Source organism: Actinoplanes sp. NPDC048791 (genome assembly GCF_040650095.1).
Taxonomy (GTDB): Bacteria; Actinomycetota; Actinomycetes; order Mycobacteriales; family Micromonosporaceae; genus Actinoplanes.
This window is the reverse complement of the sequence record NZ_JBEZGQ010000193.1, coordinates 1-11,107: the sequence shown is the minus strand read 5'-3', so window position 1 is coordinate 11,107 and position 11,107 is coordinate 1. Positions and strand designations below refer to the sequence as shown.

The 11,107-nt window shown below is 70.9% G+C and carries 14 protein-coding genes; 8 read left to right on the top strand and 6 right to left on the bottom strand.

Features of this window, described 5'->3' with window-relative positions:
* Window positions 1-382: 382 nt before the first annotated feature.
* From AB0C29_RS16740 to AB0C29_RS16730, 3 genes are read left to right on the top strand one after another with little or no spacing between them, the layout of a single operon-like run.
* On the top strand, window positions 383-856 hold the full coding sequence (locus tag AB0C29_RS16740; RefSeq protein ID WP_360821056.1) for a cysteine dioxygenase family protein: 474 nt from the start codon (window positions 383-385) through the stop codon (window positions 854-856).
* Window positions 853-1,278 (top strand): rhodanese-like domain-containing protein, encoded by a 426-nt coding sequence (locus AB0C29_RS16735; protein ID WP_360821054.1) that lies wholly within the window; start codon window positions 853-855, stop codon window positions 1,276-1,278. Before AB0C29_RS16740 ends, AB0C29_RS16735 begins: the two co-directional genes overlap by 4 nt.
* A gap of 60 nt (window positions 1,279-1,338) precedes the next feature.
* Window positions 1,339-1,575 (top strand): hypothetical protein, encoded by a 237-nt coding sequence (locus tag AB0C29_RS16730; protein ID WP_360821052.1) that lies wholly within the window; start codon window positions 1,339-1,341, stop codon window positions 1,573-1,575.
* On the opposite strand, the gene AB0C29_RS16725 is transcribed toward AB0C29_RS16730, so the two are convergent.
* Window positions 1,569-3,209, bottom strand: a complete 1,641-nt coding sequence (locus AB0C29_RS16725; RefSeq protein WP_360821050.1) for an MFS transporter — start codon at window positions 3,207-3,209, stop codon at window positions 1,569-1,571. The two genes, AB0C29_RS16730 and AB0C29_RS16725, sit on opposite strands and share 7 nt — an antisense overlap.
* A 91-nt stretch (window positions 3,210-3,300) precedes the next feature.
* Here AB0C29_RS16725 and AB0C29_RS16720 point away from each other — a divergent pair, with 91 nt between their 5' ends.
* Window positions 3,301-4,032 (top strand): TetR/AcrR family transcriptional regulator, encoded by a 732-nt coding sequence (locus AB0C29_RS16720; protein WP_360821048.1) that lies wholly within the window; start codon window positions 3,301-3,303, stop codon window positions 4,030-4,032.
* Window positions 4,029-4,430: a PPOX class F420-dependent oxidoreductase gene (locus AB0C29_RS16715; RefSeq protein WP_360821046.1), complete on the top strand. Its 402-nt coding sequence runs from the start codon at window positions 4,029-4,031 to the stop codon at window positions 4,428-4,430. The genes AB0C29_RS16720 and AB0C29_RS16715 overlap by 4 nt, the downstream gene beginning before the upstream one ends.
* An 11-nt stretch (window positions 4,431-4,441) precedes the next feature.
* On the opposite strand, the gene AB0C29_RS16710 is transcribed toward AB0C29_RS16715, so the two are convergent.
* Together AB0C29_RS16710 and AB0C29_RS16705 are read right to left on the bottom strand one after the other, a co-directional pair.
* Complete coding sequence (locus AB0C29_RS16710) at window positions 4,442-5,146, bottom strand: zf-HC2 domain-containing protein (protein ID WP_360821044.1); 705 nt, start codon at window positions 5,144-5,146, stop codon at window positions 4,442-4,444.
* Window positions 5,143-5,694, bottom strand: coding sequence for a sigma-70 family RNA polymerase sigma factor (locus tag AB0C29_RS16705; protein ID WP_307857958.1), 552 nt, complete (start codon window positions 5,692-5,694; stop codon window positions 5,143-5,145). Before AB0C29_RS16705 ends, AB0C29_RS16710 begins: the two co-directional genes overlap by 4 nt.
* A 201-nt stretch (window positions 5,695-5,895) precedes the next feature.
* Here AB0C29_RS16705 and AB0C29_RS16700 point away from each other — a divergent pair, with 201 nt between their 5' ends.
* Window positions 5,896-6,657 (top strand): hypothetical protein, encoded by a 762-nt coding sequence (locus AB0C29_RS16700; protein WP_360821042.1) that lies wholly within the window; start codon window positions 5,896-5,898, stop codon window positions 6,655-6,657.
* On the opposite strand, the gene AB0C29_RS16695 is transcribed toward AB0C29_RS16700, so the two are convergent.
* Window positions 6,651-7,577 carry a DUF1996 domain-containing protein gene (locus AB0C29_RS16695; RefSeq protein ID WP_360821040.1) on the bottom strand — a complete coding sequence of 309 codons (927 nt, stop codon included), beginning with the start codon at window positions 7,575-7,577 and terminating at the stop codon, window positions 6,651-6,653. The genes AB0C29_RS16700 and AB0C29_RS16695 overlap by 7 nt on opposite strands.
* A 153-nt stretch (window positions 7,578-7,730) precedes the next feature.
* Here AB0C29_RS16695 and AB0C29_RS16690 point away from each other — a divergent pair, with 153 nt between their 5' ends.
* Together AB0C29_RS16690 and AB0C29_RS16685 are read left to right on the top strand one after the other, a co-directional pair.
* Window positions 7,731-9,290, top strand: a complete 1,560-nt coding sequence (locus AB0C29_RS16690; RefSeq protein ID WP_360821038.1) for a GGDEF domain-containing protein — start codon at window positions 7,731-7,733, stop codon at window positions 9,288-9,290.
* A gap of 67 nt (window positions 9,291-9,357) precedes the next feature.
* A complete protein-coding gene (locus AB0C29_RS16685) occupies window positions 9,358-9,828 on the top strand; it encodes a GNAT family N-acetyltransferase (protein WP_360821036.1) in 471 nt (156 codons plus the stop codon).
* Here AB0C29_RS16685 and ygiD read toward each other — a convergent pair.
* Both ygiD and AB0C29_RS16675 read right to left on the bottom strand, forming a co-directional pair.
* Complete coding sequence (gene ygiD, locus AB0C29_RS16680) at window positions 9,825-10,679, bottom strand: 4,5-DOPA dioxygenase extradiol (RefSeq protein ID WP_360551116.1); 855 nt, start codon at window positions 10,677-10,679, stop codon at window positions 9,825-9,827. The genes AB0C29_RS16685 and ygiD overlap by 4 nt on opposite strands.
* A gap of 17 nt (window positions 10,680-10,696) precedes the next feature.
* On the bottom strand, window positions 10,697-11,107 hold a 411-nt coding region (locus AB0C29_RS16675), incomplete at its 5' end, for a hypothetical protein (protein WP_360821034.1).

The window sequence follows — 11,107 nt, the reverse complement described above, 5'->3', positions numbered from 1 at the left end:
TCCGGTGCCTCAAGCGCTACGTCGCCCGCGAGCTCTACCAGATCATCACCTCAAACGATCTTGAACTAGCCGCTTCACATCCATAGGAGCATCCCCCGTTCCCGCATGGTGGTACAGGTTTGATTTGTGCCCGGGTGGCCGACCACGATGGGCGCATGCAGCGGCAGGGTATTCCCCTCACGGCCCGCCGGGTGATCGACCTGGCGCGGTGCGCCAGCGCGCGCTGTCCCCGCTGATCTGCGCTTTTCGCGCCCCCTGAGCAACACGTTCCCGGCCTGAGGGCCAGTTTCTGGGTTCTTCCCGCGCGTCGCCCCCTCCCGGCCGTACTGTGGCGGTAAACCTATAGAACTGATAGGCAATATATGCAAAGCGAGGAGCTGCAGTGACCGTCGTCGACATCCGCCTCGACCATCTCGCCACCGCCACCCGGTACGCCGCCGACCCGGACTCCTGGCCCGTCGCGCCCCGCTTCAACGCGGTCGACCGGTGGTACCACCGGCTGGCCCAGGAACCGGACCACGAGGTGTGGCTGCTGACCTGGCTACCCGGGCAGGGCACGGACCTGCACGACCACGGCGGCTCGGCCGGCGCGTTCTACGTCTTCTCCGGGGCCCTCACCGAGGACACCGTCGCCACGGGCGCGGACGGCTCACCCCGGATCACCGCCCGCGAGCTGGGCGAGGGCGCCGGCCGCCGGTTCGGCACCCGGCACATCCACCGGATCACCAACCGCTCCAACCGGCCCGCGATCAGCATCCACGCGTACGGCCCGGCCCTGACCACCATGACGCGCTACCGGATCGGCGCCGCCGGGCTGGACGTCGTCACCATCGAGCGAGCCGGAGCCCAGTGGTGAGCACTCCCCTGCTGCGCAGCGCACCCTCCTTCGCCACCGCCCCCGAGGGCGCCCGGAGCATCGACGAGCTGCTGGCCGGCGCCCGGGCCCGGCTGGTCCGGCTCGGCCCGCACGAGACGTACCGGGCCGTGGGCCGTGGCGCCGTACTGGTGGACATCCGCCCGGCCGCCCAGCGGGCTGAGCACGGCGAGATCCCCGGCGCGGTCATCATCGAGCGCAACGTGCTGGAATGGCGCCTCGACCCCCGCAGCGACGCCCGGCTGTCCTTCACCCGCTACGACCTCGAGGTCATCGTGACCTGCCAGGAGGGCTACACGAGCAGCCTGGCCGCGGCGGCACTGCAGGATCTCGGCCTGCTGCGGGCCACCGATCTCGACGGCGGCTTCAAGGCCTGGCAGGCGGCGGGGCTCCCGACGATCTGAGCACCAGAGGTACGGCTAGCACGGTGTCCCGCCGCCACCCGGGCTCCTAGCGTCGAGGACATGAAGCGAATCGGCGTCGTCCTCCTGTGGATCATCGGACTCTTCTTCGTGGCGCGGGCGGTGGTGGAACCGTTCGTCATCGACCTGACCGACCCGGCGACGTACCACCTGGACTGGGGCGGACCGCACCTGGCCGGGGTGCTGGCTGACCAGTTTTCCCCCGCCATGGTGGGGGCGGCGCTTTGGGTGCGTTCACACACCCGGCCCCGCCCCCCGGCCGTGGCCGTCCGTCAGTGACCGTCCTCCGGTCGCGCGTGCCGGGGCAGCAGGAACGACAGCCCGAACGCGAGCATCAGCAGCGCCAGCGCCACCAGCAGGCTGCGCACGGTGGTGTCCCGGAAGCCGGCGTGCACCGCCTGTTCGGCGTACCCTCCGATCTCCGGCGCGGCCGCCCCCTGCGCCGCGCGGCACGACGCGGGCTGCACCGCTGGATCCTCCTCGGCCGCCCGGTCGCGCAGGCAGTCGCGGATGCCGGTGACTGCCGCCGGCTGAGCCTCGGCCGGCACGGCTGCCGCGGTCAGCGCCGGCCGTAGTCCCGCCGCGTCGACGTGGTCCGCGACCGCGCCGGGCAGCAGTCCGAAGAAGACAGTGCCGAGCACCGCGATGCCGAACGCGCCGCCGAGCTGCTGCACCGAGGTGAGCGCCCCGGACGCCGAGCCGGTCTCCTCGTCGTCGACCCCGGCCAGCACGATGTTGAAGAACGGCGCCATGGCCAGGCCCATGCCCACGCCCAGCGGGATCAGCGCGGGGATCAGCAGCCACGGAGTGATTTCAGCGCCCGCCAGCTGCACGGTGACCGCCACAGCGGCCGTGCCGAGCGCCATGATCACGGTCCCGATCAGCAGCAGCTTGCGGCCCAGCCGTTCGCTGAGTCCCGCACCGGCCGCGATGAATCCGGCGACCGTGCCGAGCGCCTGCGGCAGCGTGGTGAGGCCGGCCTTGAGCGGCGAGTAGCCGAGCCCGATCTGCAGATAGAGGGTGAAGATCAGACCGGTGCCGATCAGCGCGGCGAAGAAGACCAGGCCCAGCAGCAGGCCGCTGGTGAACGCCCGCTTGCGGAACAGCGTCGGGGTCACCAGTGCGTCCAGGCCCCGGCGTTCGCGACGCGACTCGTAGACGCCGAAGAGACCGAACAGGGCGACACCCAGCGCCAGCATGACGAAGATCCAGACCGGCCAGTCCAGCTCGCGCCCCTGCACCAGCGGATAGAGCAGCAGGAACGCCGCGACCGCGGCGAGCAGCACACCGGCCACGTCCAGCCGGGGGCGGCGCTCGCTGCGGAACTCGGGCAGGAACTTGACCGCGCCGAGCACGGCGAAGACGCCGAGCGGCAGGTTGATCAGGAAGATCATCCGCCAGCCGGTGCCGAAGTAGTCCGCGTCGACCAGCCAGCCGGCCAGGATCGGGCCGCCGACCGCGCCCAGACCCATCACCGGGCCGAACGCGCCGAACGCCTTGGCCTGCTCCGCCGGGGCGAACATCTGCTTGATCATGCCCAGGCCCTGCGGCAGCATGACCGCCCCGAACAGGCCCTGGACCGCGCGGGCCCCGATCAGCACCCCGGGCGAGAAGGCGAGCGCGCAGACCAGCGAGGCGAGCGTGAAGCCGACGGCGCCGATGACGAACATCCGGCGCCGGCCGTAGATGTCACCGAGCCGGCCGCCGGTGAGCAGCCCGATGGCCATGGACAGGGTGTACGCCGCACCGAGCCACTGGATCAGGCTGAGCGAGCCGCCCAGCTCGGCCCGGATCACCGGCCCGGCGATCGTGGTGACCAGCGAGTCGAGCAGGTCCATCACCTCGACGGCGAGGATCACGAACAACGCGACCCAGCGCCATCGGTACGGAGTCTCAGCGGCTTTCTCCAGCACAGCTTGCACGGCGTCCCCCGGAACAGTGTTCGTTATGGTCGAACACCGTTCTACCGACGAACACCGTTCGCGTCAAGTACACTGTACGCCGATGAGCGAGCTTCCCCTGCCCCCGTGGCGGCGCACCGTCCCCAAACGCCCCCGCCCCGCCAAGGCCCCGCTGAGCCAGGACGAGATCGTCGACGCCGGGCTGCGGATCGTCCTGGAAGAGGGCATCGAGGCGGTGAGCATGCGCCGCCTGGCCGCGGTCTTCGACACCGGCGCCTCCAGCCTGTACGCCCACGTGGCGAACAAGGAGGAGCTGCTGCACCTGATGTTCGACCGGATCTGCGGTCAGGTGGAGGTCCTCACGCCCGACCCGGAGCACTGGCAGGAGCAGATCAAGGAGATGTGCCGGCGCGGGCACGCCCTGATGGCGAAATACAACGACATCGCCCGGGCGGCGCTGGCCACCGTGCCCAGCGGGCCGAACGCGCTGCGGATGTCCGAGGCGATGCTGGCCATCATGCTCGCCGGAGGCGTCCCGCCGCAGGTGGCGGCCTGGTCACTGGACCGGCTGTTCCTCTACATCGTCGCCGACGCCTACGAGAACTCGCTGCACCAGCAGAACCTGACCGACGGCCAGAGCACCCGCGAGTACTTCGACACCTTCGTCGGCCAGCTGACCGACTACTACACCAACCTGCCGGCCGACCGGTTCCCCAACATCCGGGCGCACGCCGCGACGCTGACCGCCGGCTCGGGCGACGAGCGCTTCGAGTTCGGCCTCGACATGCTCATCGACGGGCTGTCCCGATACACCGACCGTACTGTTGATCCATGACCTCCCTGCCCGCCGGGCTGCTCGACCTGCTCGGCAAGCCCAGCCCGTGCTTCATCGCCACCACCATGCCGGACGGCTCACCGCAGCTCACCCAGACCTGGGTCGGCACGGACGGCGAGCACATCGTGATCAACACCGTCGAGGGCTACCAGAAGGTCAGGAACGTCGAGCGTGATCCCCGGGTCGCCGTGACCGTGGCCGACCCGGACGACGTGTCGAACTACTTCTCCGTCCGCGGCCGGGTCGTCGACATCTCGCCCAAGGGCGGCGCCGAGCACATCGAGGAGCTGGCCCAGAAGTACATCGGCGGGCCGTACCCGTGGTTCGGCGGCCGGGACCAGGTGCGGGTGATCCTCACCATCGAAGTGGAGAAGATCATCCACGCGCCCTGGGGCTGACGTCCGCCGGCTCAGACAGCGGCACTCGTGTACTGCTTGCCCTTCTCCGTCACCACCCGGACCGAGGCCACGTCGGCCGGGGCGACCAGCGCACTGCCGTCCAGCGTGGTGCCCTCTTCCGCGCCCTTCTCGGAGACCACCCAGCTGCCGGCCAGCACCACCGTGCCGTTGCGGGCGACCACCTCGAGCCGGCACCGCTCCCCCGCCGGGATCCCGGCGACCGCGGCCTTGATCCGCACCCAGCCCGGCGCCGGGGCCACCGCGACGGTGATCCGCGCGCCGGTGCCGGCGTCCACCGCGGTCGCAGTCTTCGTGCCGGGAATGGTGGTCTGCTCCGCCTGCGACGGAGTCGGCAACGCGATCGGCGCGCCCGGATCAGCAGTGCTCCGGCCCACCACCACCCCGGAGGCGATCGCGGCGGCGACGACCACGGCCGCGGCGGCACTCACCAGCGCCGTCCGCCGATGCCGCCTCCCGGCCGACTCGTCCCGGATCTGCCGCAGCGTGCGCTGCAGCAACAGGTCACCGCCCTCGGGCGGCCCGTCCAGCAGCATCGCCTCGGGCACGGCCTCGAGTGCCATCGTCCACTCCCGCAGTGATTCCACCTCGGCGCGGCACTCGGCGCAGCCGGCGAGATGCTCCTCGACCAGGCGTACCTGCTCCGCGTCCAGTGACTTCGTCAGATAGCCGGCGAGGTCCACGTGATTCGTCGTCATGAGGCAGACCGTTCCGTTCCGGCTGCGCTCAGCGACCGGAGCTCGCGTAGTGCCCGCAGGGCATAAAAGGAACGCGACTTGACGGTGCCGGGCGGAATGCCCAGCGCCTTCGCCGCCTCCGCGACCGTGCTGCCGAGCAGATAGACCTGCTCCAGCACTTCGCGGTGCTCGGCCGAGAGCCGGCTGAGCGCGTCGATCACCACCACCGAGTTGACCACCTGCTCCGCGTGGTCACCGGAGACCGCCACCTCGACCGGCGACTCGCGCACCTCGGGGGCGCGGGCGTTACGGGCGCGGATCTGATCGGTGACGATGTTGCGGACCACGGTGAGCAGCCAGCCGCGTACCGAGCCCTTGCCGTTGACCAGACTGTCCGGATGTCGCCAGGCGCGGACCAGGGCCTCCTGGACCACGTCCTCGGCGGCGGCCCGGTCCCGGGTCAGCTGCGTCGCGTACGCGAGCATCGCCGCCCCGTGCTCCGAGAACAACGATCTGACCAGCGCCTCATCGGCCACCTCCCGGCGACGTTGGAGCCTCAACCCCGGCATTTCTTCCCCCCGGTGACGGCGGTTACCACGCCGAGGCCGGCCGGACGGAGCGCGTGCCCGGCCACCCTCGACCCCCGTTTCGTCGGTCTGACTCCCCTCACACGTGCCGGTGGGCCGGATCGGTTCAGAACAATTTCCCGCTGAACCGGATCCGGCCCGCAGTCGTGTGGATGGCGTACCGGCTCACCCACAGGGGGAATCATGAAGCGCAGCCGCATCACCATCGCCGTCCTGGCGCTGACCAGCGCGTTCGGTCTCGCCGCGTGCGCACCGGCCGGCACCACCCCGACCGAAGTGCGATTCGTGGCCGCGGAGGGCGAGACGCCCGCCGCGCCGGCGGTGCCGCCCGAGCCCAGCACGGCGCCGGAGCAGGCCGAACTGGCCGCCGAGACCCCGGACCGGTCATCTGAGCCGATCCCCGAGCCGACCGTCGCCAAGACCCAGAAGTGGGTCAAGATCTTCAGTGGTGCGTCCGACCAGGACATCACCCCGCCCAAGAGCATCCGTAAGGGCAGCAAGACGGTCGAGCTCAACACCGCGGAGAACCCGGTCATCGGCACCTACGTCACCGACGGCGCCGGGCGCACGCTCTACCGCTTCGACGAGGACAGCAACAAGCCGCCGAAGGCCACCTGCAACGGCGACTGCGCCAAGGCCTGGCCGCCGCTGCTGATCAAGTCGCCCGGCAAGATCTTCCCGAAGGGCATCAACCCCAAGATCCTGGGGTACGTCGAGCGCGCGGACGGGACCTGCCAGGTGACCATCAACGGCTGGCCGGTGTACTACTTCGCCAAGGACGCCAAGCCGGGCGACATCCTGGGTCAGGGCGTCAAGGGCACCTGGTTCGCGGTCAACCCGAAGGGCGGCAAGACCGGGGCGCTGCCCGAGTCCGCCGGCGGGACCGGTGGCACCGCGAACTCCGGTGACGCCGGTGGCGACGCCCCCGCCGACCCCGGCTACTGACAGCTGCGAGCGGCGTTCAGGCACCGTACGACCTCGTTCATCAGGGCATCCGGCATCAGATTGACGAAGAACGCGTGATCGGTCAGCGCACTGTGCCGCTGCGCGTCGAACGAGTCGATCCGGTACCGGGTGCCCGGCACGATGGCGTAAGCGACGACGATCAGCAGCCGCGGCACCGCGAAGGTCGAGATCGGACAGCCGCCCCCGGGTGAAGCGAGGACGAGCTGCTGGCGGTGGTCGTTGCTGTCCACCCGCCGGCCGTCCCAGCAGCTCGGGAAGTCGAAGACCCGCAGCACCTGCTCACCGCGGGGACAGACGACGTATCGCAGACTGCGGCGCTCGGGACTGCCGGAACAACTCCAGACCGCGGCGGCCCGGGCGCCACCGTTCGTCACCGCGTACGCGTCCCCCACCTCTCCCCGCAGCAGCCGGGGCATCGCCAGGACCGGCCCCCGCGGGTTGCCGTGGAAAGCGAAGCTGACCCGGACCGGGACCTGCACGGCCCCGCCGTGCGGACCGTCCCGCGGGCCGAAGGTGCGCAGCACCGGCCAGTAGTAGCTTGATTCGTCGCCGTTGGTGCAGGTGGTGCCGCCGCCGGCCAGAGTCTTCACCGTGCTGCCGACATCAACGGACAGGTTGCCGAAGAAGTCGTGCAGATGGTGCACCGGCCCGGCCTTGCCCGGCGTCACGACGATGTTGCTGCTGTTGCGATGGCCGTTCTCGTTGCGCCCGCAGTCCCACGTGTACGACCCGGTGGCCGGCTCCACCGGCAGGGCGGCGACCTCGTCGATGTCGACATAGTCCGCACCCAGTGACGGCTGGCGCAGCGTGCCCGCGGTGATCGCACCGGCGGCGAGCAGCAACTCGACGGCCAGGGCCCAGATGGCAGCCCTGCGCCGACCTGTCGCGGCGTACGCCATACCGTCACCTTACGCAGACATTCCGCATCCGCCGGTGGCACAAACAGGACAGTGCAGGCAAAGTGATCGACATCGGTGGCCATCGGCGCAGCCGAATGCAGGCCTATCGGTCCGGTGGATTTACTAACGCCCGGAACGGCTGATACTGGGCAGATGGCGGACTGGATCTCGGGGGACCGACGGTTGCCGGTGCCGGTGACCGTGTACGGGCCGCTCCATCTGCTCGCCCTGCAGGTGCACCGGATGGCGAACGACGGGCAGGCGTACGAAGCTGTCGCGGCGGCCGACGCCTTCCTGACGATCGCCCGGACGGTCAGCGACGACCGGACGGCCCGGTTCCTGATCCAGGGAAAGATGTACGCGCTGCTGGCCATGGGTCAGCTCGTGGAGGGCACCGCGCTCGGCGAGGAACTGCTGCGCACCGCCGGTTCCCTGCTCAGCGAGGCCAAGGCCCGCTGCGACCTGGCCCAGCTGCACCTGCTGCGCGGCCACTACGTCGACTGCATGCAACACCTGGCCCGGGCCGGCGCCCTGCTGAACGCGGGCCCGGCGGGCACGGACCGGCACCGCTCGGCGATGTGCTCGTTCGCCGAGGCCGCCACCGCCGCGGAGATGTACGAGACGGCGGCGACGGCGTACGACCAGCTGTGCGCCTCGGACTCGCCGAACCGCTCGACGTCGTTCGACCTGGTGCACGCGGTGACCTTGCTCTACTGGGGACTGCGGCTGTCGCACGTCGGCCGGGCCGAGGAGGCCCGCAGCAAGCTGCGCCGCAGCGCCGAGATCACCCGGCACCGCCTGGACTCCCAGCCCGACGTGCACGCGACCGCCGTGCACGCCCTGGCCCTGGCCAAGCTGGGCGAGACCACAGTGGCCGAAAAGCTGGCCCGCGAGGCGATCATGCCGCTGCGCGGCGGCGGCACCCACCAGTACGCCCGGATGGCGCACCTGGCCCTGGGCATCAGCCTGCGGGCGCACGGCTTCCCGCACGAGGCCCGCCGCGAGTTCATCGCCGCCCGCGAGCTCAGCGAACACGGCTCCCGCCCCGACGAACGACCGATCATCCGCTTCGAACTGGCCCTGACCGCCCTGGAGATCGAGGACTGCCAGTCCAGCCGCGACCTGTTCGAGACGGTCGAGGGCCAGATGCGCGAGCTGTGGCGGCTGCGACTGCAACGGCTGGCGATGCTGCGACAGGCCGGCCAGCGCGAAGAGGCCGAGGCGGCCCGGGCCCGAGCGGAACGCGAGATCCTGCTCGACCCGCTGACCGGGCTGGGCAACCGGCGCCGCTTCGACCTGCTGATCGAGGACGTGGACCGGGCCTCGGGGGCGCGGCCGCTGACGGTGCTGCTCATCGACCTGGACCACTTCAAGGCGGTGAACGACGCGTACTCGCACAGCGCGGGCGACCGAGCCCTGCGCGAGGTGGCGACGATCCTGCGCGCCCACTGCCGCACCGGCGACGAGGCGGTCCGATACGCGGGCGACGAGTTCGTGGTCTTCCTCCAGGGCGACGGCACGACGGGCCGCGAGGTGGCAGAACGCATCCGCACCGCGGTGGCCGCGGCGACGATCCTGCCGGAGGTCCGCCTGACGGTGAGCGTGGGCGTGGCGACATGGTCTGCGGGCATGACGGGCGACGCCCTGTTCCGAGCAGCCGACGACCGCCTGTACGCCGCCAAATGGAGCGGCCGCAACACCACCGCCGCCTGACCGGTGCCAGGATCTTCCCGTGGAGACCACGGGACAGCACGTTCGGATCGTTCATCTTTCGGGGCCGGTGTTTGCGGCGCTCGCCGCCGGCGATCTAGCTGCGGCGCAGGCCGTCAGCCCGGTCCCGCTGTCGGAGTTTCTCGCCGGGCCGGAGAACCGCGGTGTCTGGGAGCGGCGCCGCGATCAGGTCGAGCAGGATCCCGCCGAGGCCGAATGGGTCACCGGCGTCATCTGGGACGAGCGGCGGCAGCTGGCCGTCGGGCGGGCCGGTTTCCATTCCCGGCCCGACGCCGCCGGCCTGGTCGAGATCGGTTACGCCGTTGATCCCGCGTACCGGCGGCAGGGTTATGCCCGGGCCGCGTTCGAGGCGTTGCTGGCCCGGAGCGCCGCCGACCCCGAGGTCCGGACCGTGCGGGTGACGATCAGCCCGGACAACGTCGCCTCGCTGGGGCTCGTCGCGCAGTACGGCTTCACCGAGGTCGGCGAGCAGTGGGACGACGAAGACGGGCTGGAGATCATCTACGAGAAGAGCGCCTAGATGTTGACGCCGTCGGCGGGCAGGCCGGCCGGGATCGCCGCGGCCGCGGTGGTGTCCGTCGATGGGGTGGCGGCCGGCAGGCCCAGCGTGTACGCCGTCATCGACAGGCTGCCGTACGCGTACCCGTCGACCAGCACGTCCGTGCCCTCGCCGCTCGCGCCCGCCAGGCCGGCCAGGTAGAGCAGTGGGAGGAAGTGGTCCGGGGTCGGCACCGCGTGCCGGAAGTCGCGGTGGGCGTCCAGCCGGGCCGCGTTGAGCGGGTCGTCCAGCATCGTCTCCTTGGCGTCGGAGTCGAAGCGTTGCGCCCAGTCGAAGCCCGCGTCCGGCATGTCGCGGTTCACGCCGCCGAGGTTGTGCACGACGTTGCCGCTGCCCAGGATCAGCACGCCCGATTCGCGCAGCGGGGCCAGTTTCGCGCCCAGTTCCAAGTGGTAGTCGAAGCCGCGGTCGGCGTTGATCGAGAGCTGGGTGACCGGGATGTCGGCGTCCGGGAAGGCGTGCACGAGCACCGACCAGGTGCCGTGGTCGATGCCCCAGGAGTCGATGTCGGCGCCGACCCAGGTCGGCTTGACGATGTCGCTGACCTCCTCGGCCAGGGCGGGCAGGCCCGGCGCCGGGTAGTCGACGTCGAAGAGCTGCTGCGGGAAGCCGAAGAAGTCGTGGATCGTGCGGGGCCGCGGCATGGCGGTGACCGCGGTCGCGTTGATGTACCAGTGCGCCGACACCACCAGGATCGCCCGGGGCCTCGGCACCGACGCGCCGAAGGCCCGCCACGCCTGGGTGTAGCGGTTGGTCTCGAGCGCGTTCATCGGGTTGCCGTGGCCGATGAACGCGGCCGGCATCGTGGTCATCGTTGCAGCTTAAACCTTCACCGCGGGTAGACGACCCCGGAGCGGCCGCTGTACGGGTGCCGGGTGCCGTCCAGCTCGTGCCCGGTGTTGGGCGCATCCAGCCAGACGATGTAGGGCACGCCCTTCTTGAGCCCGGTGATCGTGGCCGTGACGGTGCAGCCGGTGCCCGCGGGCACGTTCTGCCAGGTGTAGGCCGGTTGGTTGCCGGACACCAGCGGCTGCTTGACCGCGGTGATCCGATAGCCGGAGTCGTACTGGCGGGGCCAGGTCACGGTGAGCTTGCCGGCGCCGGGCACGACCTCGATCGGGATCAGCGGCGGGTTGACGGTCCAGTCCTTGGCGCAGCCCGGCTGGACCGGCAGGAACGTCACCGGCGGCAGGACCGGTGGCCGCGAGGCAGCCGGCGAGGCCACCGGGCTGGGCGTGGC